Origin of the sequence: Paraburkholderia sp. EG304 (assembly GCF_046543485.1) — a bacterium.
Lineage (GTDB): Bacteria > Pseudomonadota > Gammaproteobacteria > Burkholderiales > Burkholderiaceae > Paraburkholderia > Paraburkholderia youngii.
Map to the genome: position 1 here is coordinate 1 of NZ_JBKGUA010000054.1, position 16,568 is coordinate 16,568.

At 65.1% G+C, this 16,568-nt stretch carries 15 protein-coding genes; 2 read left to right on the plus strand and 13 right to left on the minus strand.

Going from position 1 to position 16,568, the window contains the following annotated elements; genetic code table 11:
• On the minus strand, positions 1-218 hold a 218-nt coding region (locus tag ACLFKU_RS35765), incomplete at its 3' end, for a hypothetical protein (protein ID WP_410852303.1).
• 264 nt (positions 219-482) lie between these two features.
• Here ACLFKU_RS35765 and ACLFKU_RS35770 point away from each other — a divergent pair.
• Positions 483-2,390, plus strand: a complete 1,908-nt coding sequence (locus tag ACLFKU_RS35770; protein ID WP_410852304.1) for an ATP-binding protein — start codon at positions 483-485, stop codon at positions 2,388-2,390.
• Here ACLFKU_RS35770 and ACLFKU_RS35775 read toward each other — a convergent pair.
• The 9 genes from ACLFKU_RS35775 to ACLFKU_RS35815 form a co-directional block, all read right to left on the minus strand.
• On the minus strand, positions 2,385-3,077 hold the full coding sequence (locus tag ACLFKU_RS35775) for an RNA polymerase sigma factor (RefSeq protein ID WP_410852305.1): 693 nt from the start codon (positions 3,075-3,077) through the stop codon (positions 2,385-2,387). The genes ACLFKU_RS35770 and ACLFKU_RS35775 overlap by 6 nt on opposite strands.
• Positions 3,074-3,379, minus strand: a complete 306-nt coding sequence (locus ACLFKU_RS35780) for a cupredoxin family copper-binding protein (RefSeq protein ID WP_368582488.1) — start codon at positions 3,377-3,379, stop codon at positions 3,074-3,076. The genes ACLFKU_RS35775 and ACLFKU_RS35780 overlap by 4 nt, the downstream gene beginning before the upstream one ends.
• Before the next feature lies 1 nt (position 3,380).
• Positions 3,381-3,917: a DUF4142 domain-containing protein gene (locus ACLFKU_RS35785; RefSeq protein WP_368582489.1), complete on the minus strand. Its 537-nt coding sequence runs from the start codon at positions 3,915-3,917 to the stop codon at positions 3,381-3,383.
• Positions 3,918-4,049: 132 nt separating this feature from the next.
• Positions 4,050-5,468 (minus strand): FAD-binding oxidoreductase, encoded by a 1,419-nt coding sequence (locus ACLFKU_RS35790; protein WP_410852306.1) that lies wholly within the window; start codon positions 5,466-5,468, stop codon positions 4,050-4,052.
• Positions 5,469-5,485: 17 nt separating this feature from the next.
• Positions 5,486-6,745: an alpha-hydroxy acid oxidase gene (locus ACLFKU_RS35795; protein WP_410852307.1), complete on the minus strand. Its 1,260-nt coding sequence runs from the start codon at positions 6,743-6,745 to the stop codon at positions 5,486-5,488.
• 60 nt (positions 6,746-6,805) lie between these two features.
• Entirely contained in the window at positions 6,806-8,353 is a 1,548-nt protein-coding gene (locus ACLFKU_RS35800) for a UxaA family hydrolase (protein WP_410852308.1), read from the minus strand.
• A 48-nt stretch (positions 8,354-8,401) separates the two neighbouring features.
• Entirely contained in the window at positions 8,402-9,682 is a 1,281-nt protein-coding gene (locus ACLFKU_RS35805; RefSeq protein ID WP_410852309.1) for an MFS transporter, read from the minus strand.
• Positions 9,683-9,801: 119 nt separating this feature from the next.
• Positions 9,802-10,935: a mannitol dehydrogenase family protein gene (locus ACLFKU_RS35810; protein WP_410852310.1), complete on the minus strand. Its 1,134-nt coding sequence runs from the start codon at positions 10,933-10,935 to the stop codon at positions 9,802-9,804.
• Between the two features lie 20 nt (positions 10,936-10,955).
• Positions 10,956-11,978 (minus strand): zinc-binding alcohol dehydrogenase family protein, encoded by a 1,023-nt coding sequence (locus tag ACLFKU_RS35815; protein ID WP_368582495.1) that lies wholly within the window; start codon positions 11,976-11,978, stop codon positions 10,956-10,958.
• Positions 11,979-12,248: 270 nt separating this feature from the next.
• Here ACLFKU_RS35815 and ACLFKU_RS35820 point away from each other — a divergent pair, with 270 nt between their 5' ends.
• Positions 12,249-12,959, plus strand: a complete 711-nt coding sequence (locus tag ACLFKU_RS35820; protein WP_410852311.1) for a FadR/GntR family transcriptional regulator — start codon at positions 12,249-12,251, stop codon at positions 12,957-12,959.
• A 97-nt stretch (positions 12,960-13,056) separates the two neighbouring features.
• Here ACLFKU_RS35820 and ACLFKU_RS35825 read toward each other — a convergent pair whose 3' ends face one another.
• The 3 genes from ACLFKU_RS35825 to ACLFKU_RS35835 all read right to left on the minus strand — a co-directional run bounded on the left by ACLFKU_RS35825 (position 13,057) and on the right by ACLFKU_RS35835 (position 16,555).
• Positions 13,057-13,977, minus strand: coding sequence for a LysR substrate-binding domain-containing protein (locus ACLFKU_RS35825; protein WP_410852312.1), 921 nt, complete (start codon positions 13,975-13,977; stop codon positions 13,057-13,059).
• 74 nt (positions 13,978-14,051) lie between these two features.
• On the minus strand, positions 14,052-15,299 hold the full coding sequence (locus ACLFKU_RS35830; protein WP_410852329.1) for an amidohydrolase family protein: 1,248 nt from the start codon (positions 15,297-15,299) through the stop codon (positions 14,052-14,054).
• A gap of 65 nt (positions 15,300-15,364) precedes the next feature.
• Positions 15,365-16,555, minus strand: coding sequence for a M24 family metallopeptidase (locus ACLFKU_RS35835; protein ID WP_410852313.1), 1,191 nt, complete (start codon positions 16,553-16,555; stop codon positions 15,365-15,367).
• Between the last annotated feature and the right edge of the window lie 13 nt (positions 16,556-16,568).

Sequence of the window (16,568 nt, forward strand, 5' to 3'; positions counted from 1 at the left end):
TGCAATTCGCGCTGGCGATTCACTTTATCGAAGACCAGCTTGCGGTCATCCGGACGCTGCGCGGCTTGACGCCGGTATTCGGCTGCCTCGACGACGCGCAGTTCAACGAAGCTCGCACCGAACAGCACTATCTGGATCTGAACAAACCGTCGCTGTCGGCCGCCGCATGCTGGTACTGGATCCGGAAGCTCCAGGCGCGCTATCTCGTCGGCGACCACGAGGCGGCCATGGCCGCCGCGTCAGAGGCGCAGCGGCTTCTGTGGACCTCGCACTCGTTTCTCGACGAGGCCGAATATCACTTTTATGCCGCGCTGGCGACGGCTGGACGGCGCGACTCCATCGCGGCTGGCGAGTGGCCGCAGCGGCGGGAAGCATTACTTGCCCACCATAAGCAGCTGCGCGTCTGGGCCGATCTGTGCGCGGAGAATTTCGCAAGTCATGCCGCACTGGTCGGCGCCGAGATCGCGCGCATCGAAGGCCACGTGGCGAAGGCCGAAACGCTCTACGAGCAGGCTATCGATTTGGCGCAGGACAGCGGCTTCGCGCATATCGAGGCACTGGCGAGCGAACTCGCGTCGCGCTTTTATGCGGCCCGCGGTCGTCGAAGAATTGCGCGCATGTATATGCAGGACGCCCGCTATGGCTATCTGCGTTGGGGCGCCATCGGCAAGGCGCGTCAACTCGAGGAACAGTACCCATACCTGAGAACCGAAGAGACGGTGCCCGGACCGACCAATACGATGGCGGCAGCCATCGAGCACCTGGAGCTGGCGAAAGTGATCAAGGTGTCGCAGGCGGCGTCAGGCGAAATCCACCTGGAAAAGCTGATCGGGATGGTCATGCGCACGGCCATCGAACAGGCGGGCGCCGGACGGGGTCTGCTGATCCTGTCGGATGCGGGCGAGCATCGGATTGCCGCGGAAGCCACCACCGCCGGCGACGCGGTCCATGTGCAGCTATCCGACGCGCAGCTCAACTCAGCGGTGTTGCCGGAGTCGATCATCAACCAGGTCTTGCGTACGCGCGAGAACATTTTCCTCGACGATGCCGCAACGGACCCGATGGCCGATCCGGACCCTTACGTCCGTCAGCATCGCGCACGTTCCATTCTGTGCCTGCCGCTGATGAACGGCGCCAAGCTGATGGGCGTGCTCTACCTCGAGAACAATCTCACTGCCCGCGTGTTCAGCCCCGCACGGATCGCGGTGCTGAAGCTCGTGGCCTCGCAGGCTGCCATTTCGCTCGAAAATGCCCGCTTGTATCGCGACGTCGCGCAACGCGAAGCAAAGATCCGACGCCTCGTCGACGCCAATCTCATTGGGATCGTCATCTGGGGCCTGGACGGACGACTCATCGACGCCAACGATTCCTTTCTCGACATGCTCCAGTACGACCGTGAGGATTTGCGGAAAGGGCTGCGATGGTACGACATGACGCCCCCCGAATGGCAACAACGCGTGCCGCGCGAGTTCGAAGAGCTTGCGGCGACCGGCGCCATGCAACCCTGCGAAAAGGAGTTCTACAGGAAAGACGGCAGCCGGGTACCCGTCCTGATCGGCGGCGCGGCATTCGAGGATCAGCCGAACCAGGGGGTGGCTTACATTCTCGATCTGAGCGCGCAGAAGCAGGCGGAAAAGAAAATCCGTGACAGCGAAGAGCGCTATCGCGACGTGCAGGCCGAACTGGCGCACGCGAACCGCGTCGCGACGATGGGGCAGCTCGCCGCGTCGATCGCTCACGAACTCAGTCAGCCCGTTACCGCGACGGTGGCCAACGCGGAGGCCGCATTGCGATGGCTGGCCCGCGAGCCCGCCGACCTCGGCGAAGCGAGGCGTGCGCTCGATCGTATCGTCAGGGACACCAATCGCGCCGGAGACGTGCTCGGCCGGATCCGGCAAATGGTCAAGAAGGCGCCACGGAAACAGGAGCCGGTAGATATCAACGAGGCGATCCGCGAGATCACCGAACTGGTCCAGGGAGAAGCAAGGAAGAGTGGCGCCAGGCTGGAGATCCAACTCGCGGAAGATTTGCCGTCCATCGAAGGCGACCGGGTGGAATTGCAGCAGGTGCTGCTCAACCTGATCATCAATGCATTGGAGGCAACGAGCAGTCTGGAGGGGACTCGGCACGTGCAGGTCAGCACGGGCGAGGCGGACGGTGCCGGCGTGGTCGTGACCGTGCGCGACTCGGGGCCGGGCTTCGGTCCGAACGGTCCGGAACACGCGTTCAGCGCGTTTTACACGACCAAAGCGACGGGCCTGGGCATGGGACTTTCAATCTGCCGTTCGATTATCGACGCCCATGGCGGCCGGTTATGGGTGAGTGAATCCACGCCGCGCGGCGCGGCGGTTCAGTTCACGGTGCCCCTGCACGCGTCGCCAATGCTATGACTCGCCACCGGATATTTTCCCGAGGACGCTCGCAACGATGCGATCGCACTGCGCCCCGCCGAATTCGAACACGTCGCGCTCGGCGAGATCGAGAGCCTGAGCGAGCGACTCGCGCAACATGCTGCGCGCGCGGAAATGCCGGCTCCGTACCGTCGCTTCGGGAATGTTCAGACACTGCGCGGTCTCCTCGACGCTCATTTCCTCGATCGCGCGCAGCACGAATACGACGCGAAACGGCTCGGGCAATTCATCGAGTTTGCGTTCGAGCAGCGCGCGCACTTGCGAACGCGCAAGCGCCCGGTCGGGGGCATCGTCGTCGTGTGTGGTCATTGCATCGTCAGGTTCGATGTATTCGGGTGCGTCCACGATCGGAATCACATTCTGACGCCGCGCCGAGCGCCGTAATCGCGCGAAGCATTCGTTGAGCACCAGCCGTGACAGCCACGTGAACAATTGCGACTCACCGCGAAACTGGCTGATCGATCGGTACGCGTGCACATACGCATCCTGTAGCGCATCTTCCGCCTCGGCGTCGTTGCGCAAGGTCGCGCGCGCCATGCGATAGAGCCGGCGGTTATGCCTTCGCATCAGCAGTTCGAACGCGTCACGGTCGCCCGCGGCGATGCGGCGCGCGATGCCGAGGTCGTCTTCAGTGGACTTGACAGGCAGATTCATCATCGCTTTCATCGTACGTTCAGAACCGCGTGCATCGTCGGATGCAGCGTGCACGAATACGCGTAGCGTCCCCCCTTGGTCGCCACATAACTCCACGATGCATCCGGCGCGATGTCATGCGAATCGAACGCCTTCGCATCAGCGGTCGCGGTGTGCGGAAACAGGTCCTTGTTGATCCACACCACGCGATCACCGCGCGCGACCGTCAACGCGGCCGGATTGAACCGCATCTGTTCGATCACGACGACGTACGTCGCCGCCATCGCATCGACGTGCAACACCAGCACGCCCATCAGACAAACGAGCCGGCGCATCTCACGCACCGCTCTTTGCCAGTTCCGCCTGCACGTGGCGCGCATGTTCGAGATGCGCGACGAAGGCCGGCCGCACCTTCACGAGCAGCGCCTTCAGTTCCTCGTTCTTCGCGCTCGGAATGAGCGTCTTGTCGAGCGCGTCGATCACGTTTTCATGATAGGTGACCTCGTGATCGATATAGGCCTTATCGAAGCTGGCACCCGAAAGTGTCTTCAGTTTGGCGATGTTCTGGTCGCCGCCCTGCTTGAGGTTCTGACTCGTCGGATTGTCCTCGGGGGTCACGTTGAGCTTCTTCACGAGATCCGTCGCGGCCTTGTTGACGCCGGTGTGATCGGTGACCATTTGCTGCGCGAACGCCTTCACGTCCTTCGATTTGGTTTTGGATTCCGCGAGCTTGCCCGCGTCGATATCGACCTGATTTGCGGTCACGACGATCGCGGCAATCTGCGGATCGCTCGGTCCGGCGCCTTGCGCGCTGGACGCGATGCTCGCTAACGCGAGCGTTGCCGCCAGCACTGTGTGGATGATGAGCTTCATCTGACATCTCCCCATATTCCGTTGCGGATATGGGATTGGATGTCACGTCGGAGAAGCGCGTTCCCGATCGGCCAGGAACGCGCCCGGAATGCGCGCGCCACGTTGCCGCGTGACGCGCAAAACCACCGCACACTACATCGCGATCACCTTGCCGGGGTTCAGGATATTGTGCGGATCGAGCGCAACCTTGATCGCCTTCATCGCCGCGAGTTCGGCCGGCGAGCGCGACATGCCGAGCACGCCCAGCTTTTCCTCGCCGATCCCATGCTCGGCCGATACCGAGCCGCCCATTTCCCCGGTGAGTTCATAGACGACGCGCTTGACCTCGTCGATGTCCGCGTCGGTCCAGCCGGGTTCCTGCGCCACCACGTGCAGATTGCCGTCGCCGAGATGCCCGTACACGAGGATCGTCGCTTGCGGCCAGCGCGCGCGCAGCCGCTCGTCGCAACGCTGCGCCGCATCGCCCGCCTGCGCGACCGCGAAGCTGATGTCGAACGAGATGCGTCCCGGGATCAGGCGCGGATATTCGGCCGGCGCGTCGCGAATCGCCCAGAACGCCGCGGCGTCCGCGTCCGATTGCGCGAGCGCGGCATCGGAGATCACGCCCGCGTCGAGCATGTCGGCGAGAAAGTCCTCGAACGCCGCCGACTGCCGCTCCGGGTCCGCGCCGCAAGTCTCCAGCAATACGTAGTAAGCGTGATCGCTGCCGAGCGGCACGCGCAGTTCGGGCAGGCGTTCCCGCACGAAATCGCAATAGCTGGGCCACATGACTTCGAACGCGGACACGCCGGCCGGCAGCCGTTCCTGCGCGCGGCCGAGCAGCGTGGTCACCGCCTCGTAATCCGGCATGCCGCACCATGCGGTCGAGATTGCGCGCGGTTTGGCGCGCAGGCGCAGCACCGCGCGCGTGATGACCCCGAGCGTGCCTTCGCTGCCGGTCAGCAGGTTGCGCAGGTCGTAGCCGGTATTGTTCTTGATCATCTTGCGCTCGCCGCCGATCACGCTGCCGTCGGCGAGCACCGCTTCCACGTCGAGCACCTGGTCGCGCATCATGCCGTAGCGGATCACGCGATTGCCGCCCGCATTGGTCGCGATGTTGCCGCCGATCGTGCAGCTGCCGCGCGCGCCGAGGTCGAGCGCGAACATGAAGCCGGCGTGATCGGCCGCTTCCTGCACCACCTGCAGCGGCGTGCCCGCGAACACGGTGATCGTCGCGCTGACCGGATCGATGTCGATGACGCCGGTCATCCGCTCGACGCTCAGCGCAACCTCGCCGCCGAGCACGCAGGCGCCGCCCGCATGCCCGGTCATGCCGCCTTGCGTGACGACCGGCTGGCGGAATTGATGACAGATCCTGAGCGCGGTGGCGACTTCTTCGGTCGTGCGCGGGCGGATCAGCGCGATCGGATCGGTCGATGGCGTGCCGCTCCAGTCGGCGAACTGCCGCCCGCCAAATTCGGCCGGCAGACTCACGATGTCCGCGCCGAGCGCTTCGCGCAGCGCGGCGACGGCTTCGTTACCGCGGGTCGCGACGTTCGGTTCTTGCTGCATCAGATATCTCCAGTTCGTCAGACGGACAAAGCCGCTGCACGCGCCTGCACGGTTTGCGTTTGCGCTTGCGATTGAGATTGCACGCGCGGCAGCGGCGCCTGCTGCCCTGGCCAACGCAGATAACTACGGTCCAGCCCGGCGATATCGCAGCAACCGAGCAAGCCGAGCGCCCGGTCGATCTCGGTCTGCAGAATCTCGATGGCCCGCTCGGCGCCCGGCTGACCGCCCGCGCTCAGACCGTAGGTGGTCGCGCGTCCGAGCAATACCGCATCGGCGCCCAGCGCGACCGCCTTCAGGATCTCGGAGCCGCGGCGAAATCCGCCGTCGAGCATCACGCACAGCTTACCCCCAACCTGCTCGACGACTTCGGGCAGCACGTCCATCGCCGATACCGCGCTGTCGAGTTGCCGCCCGCCGTGGTTCGACAGCACGATGCCGTCGACGCCGGCCTCCAGAGCCTTCAGCGCATCGGGCGCACCCAGCACGCCTTTGACGATCAGCCGACGCGGCCACAGATCGCGCAGCCAGCGGATATCGTCCCACGACAACGACGGGTCGAGTTCGCGGCCCAGTGTGATCGTCGCGCCCTTCACGCTGTCCTGCCCCGGCGGCAGCAGGTCGCCGAGATTGGCGAAGCGCGGCATGCCGTTCGGCCACAGCACGTTGGCCATCCAGCTCGGATGGCGCAGCACGTCGAACTTGTTGCGCCAGTCGAGTTTCAGCGGCTCGATGTAGTTGCGCAGGTCCCATTCGCGTTTGCCGAACACCGCGCTGTCGGTCGTGACGACCAGCGCCTCGATGCCCGCGGCGTTCGCGCGCCGCGCCAGCTTCGCGAGAGATTCGCGCGTGCGGTACATGTAGACCTGCATCCACACGCGACCGCCCGCGCGCTGCACGACGTCCTCCAGCGAGATCGTCGACACGTTGCTCAGCACGAACGGAATGCCGGCCGCTGCCGCCGCACTGGCCAGCTTGACGTCGCCTTCGCGAAACATCAGGCCGCTATAGCCGGTCGGGCCGATCATGAACGGCGACGCGCTGCGCTCGCCGAACAGCGTCACGCTCTGATTGCGCTTTTCGACGTTCACCAGCGTGCGCGGCAGAAAAGCGATTTCGCGGAACACGTCGCGGTTGCGCCGCAGTGTGGCTTCGTCTTCGGCGCCGCCCTCGACATACTCGAAACAGAAATTCGGCAGACGCTTGCGGGCCATCGCGCGCAGATCATCGATGCTGTGCGCGCGCTTCACGTCGCGGCCTGAATAAAGGCGGCGTTCCAATTACATCCTCCAGTGCGTGATTTATTCGCTTGTTTGCTTGTGTCGCTGCAATGCAGCCGTTCAGGTCACCACGCCGACTTGCCACGGCACGAACTCGCTCTGCCCGTAGCCGTGCAGCTCGCTCTTGGTGCGCGTACCCGACGCGCAGTCGAGCATCATGCGGAAGATCGCTTCGCCGAGTTCATCGATGCTCGCGCTGCCGTCGATCACCCCGCCGCAATTGATATCGATGTCGTCCTGCTGGCGCTCCCACAACGCGGTGTTGGTCGCCAGCTTCAACGACGGCGACGGCGCACAGCCGTAGGCGGAGCCGCGCCCGGTCGTGAAGCAGATCAGGTTCGCGCCCGAGGCGACCTGTCCCGTCGCGGAAACCGGGTCGTAGCCGGGTGAATCCATGAACACGAAGCCCTTCGCGGCGATCGGTTGAGCGTATTCGTAGACGTCGACCAGATTCGTCGTGCCGCCCTTCGCGACCGCGCCGAGCGATTTTTCGAGGATCGTCGTCAGACCGCCCACCTTGTTGCCCGCCGATGGGTTGTTGTCCATCGCGCCGCCATTGCGCGCGCAGTAGTCCTGCCACCACGCGATGCGCGCGAGCAGTTTGTCGCCGACCGCCGCGCTCACCGCGCGGCGCGTCAGCAGATGTTCCGCGCCGTAGATTTCCGGCGTTTCCGACAGGATCGCGGTACCGCCATGCCGCACGAGCCGATCCACCGCGGCGCCGAGCGCCGGATTCGCGGAGATGCCCGAGTAGCCGTCCGAGCCGCCGCATTGCAGACCAACGCACAGATGCGACGCCGGCACCGGCACGCGCTGCACACGGTTCGCGTCGGCGAGCATCTCGCGCACCATCGCGATACCGCGTTCGATCGTCTTGCGCGTGCCGCCGCTGTCCTGGATCGTGAAGCTGCGCAGCTTCGTCGTGCTGGCGTCGAGGCCGCCCGCCGCGAGCACGCCGTCGATCTGATTCGTCTCGCAGCCCAGCCCGACGACCAGCACCGACGCGAAGTTCGGATGCACCGCGTAGCCGGCGAGCGTGCGACGCAGAATCGCAATGCCCTCGCCTTGCATGTCGATGCCGCAGCCGAGCCCGTGCGTCAGAGCGATCACCCCGTCGACGTTCGGATAGTCGGCGAGCGCGTCGGGACGCACGTCGCGCCGGAAATGATCGGCAATCGCGCGCGCAACCGTCGCCGAGCAGTTCACACTGGTCAGAATGCCGATGTAATTGCGCGTCGCGATGCGGCCGTCGTCGCGACGAATCCCCATGAAATGCGCGGGTTCATCGACGTAGACGGTCGGCTGCGCATCGGCGCCGAACGCGTGCTCGCGCGCGAACTCGGACATGCCGAGATTGTGCGTATGAACATGCTGGCCGCGCGCGATCGCCTCGCGCGCTACGCCGATGATCTGGTTGTAGCGCTTGACCGGCTCGCCGCGCGCGATGTCGCGCGTCGCGATCTTGTGCCCCGGTGGAATCAGCCCGGCGACCACCAGTTGTTCCGCGTCGATGCGCGTGCCCGGCAACAACTGCCGGGTGGCGATGATGACGTCGTCGGCGGGATGCAGGCGAATGATCGGGCACCCGCGGCTAGCTTGAGTCGACATGAAAAGCCTCGAAGACAGGGTTATCGGTAAGCGTTCAAACAGAATACGTCAGATCGTGGAGCCCACGCCCTTGGGCAGATCGCGGCTGTCCGATTCCAGCGACAGCGGCTCGATGCGTCCCACGATGAAAAGATAGCTGAACGCGCCAAGGAAGCAGAAGCCGCCCGAGACGACGAGCGGAATCGTGAACGAGCCCTTCGACATCGCCACCATCACGCCGGTGAACGTGGTGATCACGATCCCCGCCAGATTCGACGCGAAGTTCTGGATGCCGCCGATCGACGCGACGTGGCGCGGCGTCGGCGCGACGTCGCCGGGCAGCGACCAGATGCTCGCCGCGGCGAACGCGAGGCTGCCGTACGCGATGCCGAAGAACGCGAGCATCAGATACGTGTTCTCCGTGAACGCCGACAACGTGATCACCGACGACAACAGCATGCCGCCGACCATGCAGGTCTTGCGCGCGGCCGTCAGGCTCCAGCCGCGCCGGAACAGCGCGTCGGACACGAAGCCGCCGAGCCAGCCGCCCGGAATCGCGATCAACGCCGGAATCATGCCGAGCGTGCCGAGCGATTTCAGCGAGAAGCCACGGGTCTCCACGAGGTAGCTCGGAAACCACGTAATGAAGAAATAGATCACGAAGTTCAGGCAGAAGAAGCCGAGCATCATGCCCCACAGCGTGCGGTGGCGAAACAGCGACGCCCATGTCACCTTCTCCGCGCTCACCTGAGCCGCGGGAGTCGCTTCGAGTGCGACGGCCATCTCGTCTTGCACCGGATTGCGATAGATCACGAACCAGCCGACGATCCAGACCGCGCCGAGCAAGCCGGTAAGAACAAAAGCCGCCTTCCAGCCGAGCGTGCTGATGATCAGCGCAACCACTGGAATCGACAGTGCCGAGCCGACCCGCGAGCCGCTATCGAAGATGCTCGTCGCGAGCGCACGTTCCTTGGGCTGGAACCATTGGCTCACGAGCTTCGTGCAGGACGGATACGCGCCCGCCTCGCCGACGCCGAGCAACAGGCGGCAGCCGAACATGCCCGCGACGCTGGTCGTGACCGCGGTCGCCGCGGTAAACATCGACCACCAGCCGACCGCGAGCGGCAGCGCGATGCGCGCGCCAACTCGATCGACGAACCAGCCGAACGGCATCTGCATGAACGCGTAGGTCCAGAAGAAGCCGCTCAGGATGAAGCCCATCTCGGCGGGGCCGATGCCGAGCGCCTTTTCGATTTGCGGCGCGGCGACCGCGAGATTCGCACGATCGATGTAGTTCACCGCGATCGCGAGAAAGCACAGAAAAATCACTACCCAACGCATTTTCTTCATGAAACTGTCTCCTGCTAGCCAGGCTAAGCCTATGTTTAGATGAACCTTGCGACCTCGTGAGCCGCCGGTGTACTGCGGGGTCGACTACCCGATTTACTGCGGAGTTGCGGCCCGCGCCTTTAGCCGCGCTGCACGCACGCGGCAAGCGCCGCGTTCAGACGCGGTTGCTCGACACGCACGTCGAGCTCGCGCGCGAGTTCGATCACCGGCCTGAAGCGCCGCTCTTTCTTTTGCTCGTGATTGCGCGCGATGTCGGCGAGGCGATGATCGAGGAACGGGTTTTCGAAGCGCTCGCGCACGTCGTCGAGATAGGCGCGCGCGTCGCTGCCCTGACCGAGCGCATCGAAGACCGGCAGGACCTCGTCGCGCCACAGCGATTCGAGATCGGCGCGCAACAGCGGATCGCGCATCGCGTGCAGCACGTTCTCGTCGGGATCGCGCGCGTCGGCCTGCCAGCGCTCGGCGAGCCACGTATGCCCGAGATTCAGCAGCAACAGCTTCAGGCGTTCGTAGTGCAACAGATCGTCGGTGACGATCATCGCTTCGTGCTCGCACGGCAGCACCATGCCGGCACGCCGCTCGATCGCCCACAACGCGTAGGGTTCGGCAATCGCGCCGACCGGCCGGATCGGCTCGGATACGATGCGGTCCACCAGCGAATTGACCCAGACGCAGGTGTGCTCGATGTAGCGCACGAACTCGGTCCCGGCGCCCCACTCGCGCGCGATATCGGCGACGAGACCACGCAGCGTGTCGCCGTTGCCCGATACGAGTTCGCATGGCAGCAGCGTCAGCGGCGCGGCGCCGGCATTGAAGCGCGCGTGCAGCAGTACCACGAGCTTCGCCGCGAATCCGCGCGGCACGCTCTTGTCGTTGTGCAATAGCTCGGCGGTGTCTTCGGCGAAACACTCGTAGCCTCGATCGCCGGTGTTAGAGATCACCACGCGCGCGTCGCGCGCAAAGCGCTCCACCACCGTCGGCCAATCGGTATTCGCGTTCAATGCCTCGCTGATCGCATGACAATGCGTGGTCGTATCGATCACCGCTTCGCGGCGCAGACCGCGAATGCGCACCTCGTACTGCCGGTGCGCGCGTAACGCGTCGATGCGCGCGAGGCTCTTGGGGTTGGCCGTCGTCTGCACGACGGTCACGTGTCCCAGCGCGCGGCCCGCGTCGAGCGCCGCCGATACGAACAGATCCGCGTGCGCCTGCAGAAAGCGACTCGTGCCGAATTGAAGAATCGGGTTGCCCATCGTCCGTTGTCCCCGCTCGCTCAACAGGCCACCAGCGCCTTGATGACGCCGGCATCCGGTTTCAGCAGCTTGGGGAATTCGCCCGGCAGATTGGCGAGTTCGACCACGTGCGTATTGAGCGCGGCCGTCGGAATCTTGCCGGCGCGCATCGCTTCGAGCACCGTTTCGAAGTCGGCGACGGTCGCATTGCGGCTCGCGAGCAAGGTCGTCTCGCGCTTGTGGAACTCCGGATCGGCAAACGAAATGCGCTCGCTGACGATCGACACCAGCACGTACTTGCCGCCATGCGCGACGAACTGCAGCCCGCGCTCCATCGCCTTCACGTTGCCGGTCGCGTCGAACACCACGTCGAAGAACTCGTTGTCGGTCAGCGCCGCGAGTTGGGCGGCATCGGTCGCGGCGTCGGTGGTGTCGAGCAGCACCGTGTGATCCGCCTGCAATGCGCCCGCGCACACGGACAGACGGTCCGCGCGGCCGTCGAGCACGCTGACCTCGCCGCCGCGCAGCTTCGCGAAGATCGTCGCGGCCATGCCGATCGGCCCAGCACCGACTACCAGCACACGCTGCCCGGCTTGCACGTCGGCGCGCGCGACCGCGTGTGCGCCGATCGCCAGGAATTCGAGCATCGCGGCCTGGTCGAGCGTCACGCCGTCGGCCTTGAAGACGAACGCCTGCGGCACCGCGAGGTACTCGGTCATGCCGCCGTCGGTATGGACGCCGAGCACGCGGATGTTCACGCAGCAGTTGCCCTTGCCCGCGCGGCAGGCCACGCAGCGCCCGCACGACAGATATGGCATCACGTACACCTGGTCGCCGGCCGCGACGCGCGCACCGGCCGGCGCCGCTTCGACGATGCCGGCAAGCTCGTGCCCCATCACGCGCGGATACGACAGATACGGCTGATTGCCGGTGAAGATATGGAAGTCGGTGCCGCAGATGCCGACTCGCCGGATGCGGATCAGCACATCGTCAGGGCCGGCGTCCGGCATCGCGCGTTCAGCTAGCGCGAGCTGGCCGGGTTGTTCGCAAATGACTGTCTTCATCGTCGTGGAGGAATTGTTCGGGTATCGGGGAGTGGAGCGACCCGCAGGTCTACTCGTTTGACGCCTGCGTGGCGTCGATCTGGCCTTACCAATTTGCAAAATTAACCGCACGTGCGATACTGGTCAAGCCAATTTGCACGGAGTTGGGGGAAACCCCGAACGCTGTCAGCGCGCCGCCGGGCGCGCGCGATTTGCGCGCAGGGCGCTTCGATCTACAATCGGCGCTCGCCTTATCGGGCTTGCACAAGCTCCATTGCCGGGAATCGTTTCGTGAACACCAAACCTGCCGACACTCGCCGCCTCTATCTTCAGATCGCGGAAAAATTGCGCGATCTGATCGCTCAGCCGGAGTTCGCGCCGAACGGCCGCCTGCCGCCCGAGCGCGCGCTGGCGGAGACGCTCGGCGTATCGCGGCCGTCGGTGCGCGAGGCTCTGGTCGCGCTCGAACTGGAAGGGCTCGTCGAGATTCGCATGGGCTCGGGCGTCTATCTGTGCACGACGCCGCCCGCGCAGCGTGATGCGTCGCTGCCGCAGGCCGAACTCGGCGATAGCCTGCTCGACATCCTCGGCGCGCGCTGCCTGATCGAAGGCTCGATCATCGCGAGCGTCGCACCGTTCTGCAAACCGAAAGACCTGAAAATGCTGCGCGCGATCTACAACGAGATGGAGCGCGAAGTGAAGGCCGGCAGAATTCCGGTCGCGGCCGATCGCGCGTTCCATCTCGCGATCGCGCAGATGTCCGGCAACGAAGTGCTGGTGCGCACCGTCAGCTCGCTATTCGATGCGCGGCATAGTCCGCTGTCGGAGAAGCTGCGCGGCCACTTCGAAAACGAAACGACGTGGGGCGCCGTGCCTGAAGAACATCTGGTGATTCTGGAAGCGCTGGAAGCGCATGATCCGCTGCAGGCGCAGGCGGCGATGCAGCGCCACTTGAAGCTGTCGTTGGAGCGGGTGATCACTGGCGGGCAGCGCACGACTTAGGCGCCGCTGCCGGGATACGACGACGTCAGGCCTCGGTGGCCCGATCTGTATTTGATTGGATAGCTTGTGAGCGACGCTGCCCTGAAGCGGCAATAGGTCAACTCGCGGCAGTCAAACGCGCATTCACGGCCGCCAGCACTTCTTCGAGCGTCTCCTCCATTACCTTCGACAAATCGTCGAGATGCGGAGCCGGTGCGGCGCCACGTGGCGTGATCTTCAGCGTATAGAAAGGCATCGCGTGCTCGAAGCGGCGCAGGATCAGATTCGAGTCGAGAAAGTCGTACGCCGACACCGGATGCAGCAAACCGATGCCAAGACCTTCCTTGACCATCGTCGCGATGTTGACCGAATACGGCGCGATCGCCACCACCTGCGATTGCAGCTGACCGGTCGCGAACACCTGATCCATGCCCCAGCGCACGAGGTCGGGCAAGTCGTACGACACGATCGGCTGATTCCGCAGATCGGCCACCTTGATGACCTTGCGCTTGCCCAGCGGATGACCGGCCGGCAACGCGCAGATCGCATCGAGCTGCGCGAACGCGGTCGAATCGGTGCCGGTCACGTCGACCGTATTCGTGACGAGGCCGAGCGCGAGTTGGCGCGACACCACCTGATCGCGAATCAGCGACGACGCCCCGGTCGTCAACGCAATCTGCACGGCCGGATGCCGGCGATGAAAGTTCGCGACCACGCGCGCGAAGTAGCCGAGCCCGAACGACACGACCGAACCCACGCGAATCACCGCGGTCGACGGATTGCGCAAGCTCAGCGCGAACTCGCGGATGTTGTTCAGCCCCGCATAACGCCGCTCGACTTCCTCGAACAGCGCCAACGCTTCAACGGTCGGTTCGAGCCGTCCGCGGCTGCGATCGAACAGCGTCAGACTGGTCAAGCGCTCCAGGTCGGTAATCAGACGGCTGATGCCCGACTGCGAAGTGCCGATGACCTGCGCGGCGCGCGTCGTCGTGCGGGTGAGCATCAGCGCCCTGAATGCGTCGATGTGCCGAAAGTCCATCCGTTCTCTCCGGATTGCATGGGCCGCCGGCGCCCCCCGCTGTCAACCGCGCTCGCACGGCAGCGCTGCGCATGTCACGCCGGCAAATCAAAGGCATGGATTTTACCGGCCTTCATCACGACCGGAATGCGCTCGCCCTGCCCCAGCAGACAGTCGAGCGACGCAAGCGGATTGCCGTCGACAACCAGCATGTCGGCGTGCGCGCCTGCCGTGATCTGCCCGAGCTGCCCGACCTGGCCGAGCACCTGCGCGCCGACCACCGTCGCGCTACGCAGGATCTCGAGCGGCGACAGCACTTCGCTGCGCAGGCGGAATTCATCGCTTTGCAGACGCTGCGATTCGCCGAGCAGATCGCTGCCGAAGCCCATCGGCACCCCTGCCGAGCGGAAGATTTCGAGCGAATGCAAGCCCGCCTGACGCACGCTCTCGATCTTCGCAACGCTGTCTGCCGGCAGGCCGAGCGCTTCGCCTTCGTTCGCGAGCGCGTCGTAGGTGACGAGCGTCGGCACCGCGAACGCGCCGTGCTCGGCCATCACGCGCGCCGCCGCTTCGTCGACCAGATTGCCGTGCTCGATCGTGCGGACCCCGCAGCGGACCGCGCGCGCGATCGCCTCGGCCGTGTACGCATGCGCGAGCACGTAGGTGCCGCGCGCCCGCGCCTCGTCGACGATCGCCCTGATCTCGTCTTCCGAATAGCCCCATGCGCCGACCGGATCGGTGGGCGACGCGACACCGCCCGAGGCCATGATCTTGATCTGGTCGGCGCCCATCTGCAGCTCTTCACGCACCGCGCGACGCACGGCATCGACGCCGTCGGCGACACGCGATATCGCGCCGACGCGCGCGCAACACGCGCATGGACTATCGGTGCCGATGTAGTCGCTGCGGCCGCGCATGTCGCCGTGTCCGCCGGTCTGGCTGATCGCGCGGCCCGACACGAAGAGCCGCGGACCTTCGGCGAGCCCCTGTTCCAAAGCCTGCTTGAGCGCGAAGCCCGCGCCGCCCGCATCGCGCACCGTCGTAAAGCCGCGTCTGAGCATGCCTTGCAACAGCGGCAACGACTTCAGCGTGACCAGCACGTTCGGCAGGTTCACCTGTGCCGCGAGATTGAGCTGCGTCGCGTGCACGTGCACGTGCAGATCGATCAGGCCAGGCATCAGCGTCTTGCCGCGCACGTCGATTTCGCGCGCGGACGTGATACGGATCGGCCGATCCGAGACTTCCTTGATGCGTCCGTTTTCCACCAGCACCGCGTGGTCGTCGCGCAACTCGCCGGCAACCGGATCGAGCAGCGCGCAGTGCGAGAACAGAATCGACTCCATCATCTCTCCTCCCGGTTCACAGCCGGGTCCTCTTCAACGTTGAAGGGTGTCGCGAGCCGCGCGACTCAATCGATGGTCGCGTGCGCGAGCGTGCGCGGGGTCTTCGTCAGCAGCTCGGGGGTGGGGCCGGTCACGACCGAATCGTCGAGCCGGAAGCCGCCGAGGCCGTACACATAGATGCCAGGCTCCGCCGAGTAGACTTCGTTGTCGAGCAGCGCGCGGTGATTGAATGCCATGTCGTCCGGATACTCGTGACCGATGATGCCCATGCCATGCCCGGTGCGATGCCGGATGTACTTCGCGCAGCCGGCCTGCTCGATCACAGCCTGCGCGGCCGCGTCGATACCCGAAACGGGCTGGCCGGTGACGGCCGCCGCGACCGCCGCCTCGTTGGCCGCGCGCGCGACCTCATGAAAACGCGCCTGCTCGGCGCTCGGCTTGCCGCAGAACCACGTGCGCTCGTTCTCGATCACGAGACCGTTCAAACGCGGAATCACGATATTGACGAGACCGTCGCCCGCCTTGATCTTCGCGCCGCACGACGCCCCGTCGCCATGCGGCGACGCCGATGCCGGTCCCGACAGGGTCCAGCAACGCATCACTTCGAGGTTCTCGCCGGGAAAGCGGCGTGCGCCTTCGGTCACCATCAGCGCGGCCATCTGATAGTCGAGTTCCTGCACGAGCCGTCCGGGGCGGATGTTCTCGCGATATTGGTCCTGCACCCAATCGGCGAGACTCGCGGCTGCCCGCATCACGGTGATCTCCTCCAGGTGCTTGACCCAGCGCAACGAGCGCAGCTCGGCGAGCATCGGCAGAAACTTCGCGTCCGGCAACAGCGACGCCGCACGGCCGAGCGGACCACCCGCGGCCTCGACGCCGATTCGCGATGCGCCAAGCCCGGCGGCGCGCAAACGCGCGGCGATCAGCTCCGGGACTTCCGCGAGCAGCGGCTGCCGCTCGATCACGCGCGGATGCTCGGAATAGAACGAAATGTCGTCGAGCCATAGATGCCCGCGCTCGCGCGCCATCATCACGTGATGCGTCGACAGCTCGTTCATGATCGCAAACGGCTCGCCCGACAGCGGCACGCACACCGCGATCGGCCGCTCCCAGGTCTGCACGTCGACATGGAAATTGGTCGCAAACTGGAAGAAGTCGGCGGACGTAAAGATCAGTGCATCGACCCGCTGACGTTCCATCAGCTTTTGCATCAGGTCGTGACGGTAAGCGCGAGTCTTTTCGGTGAGGGTCGGCATCTGTGATTCCTTC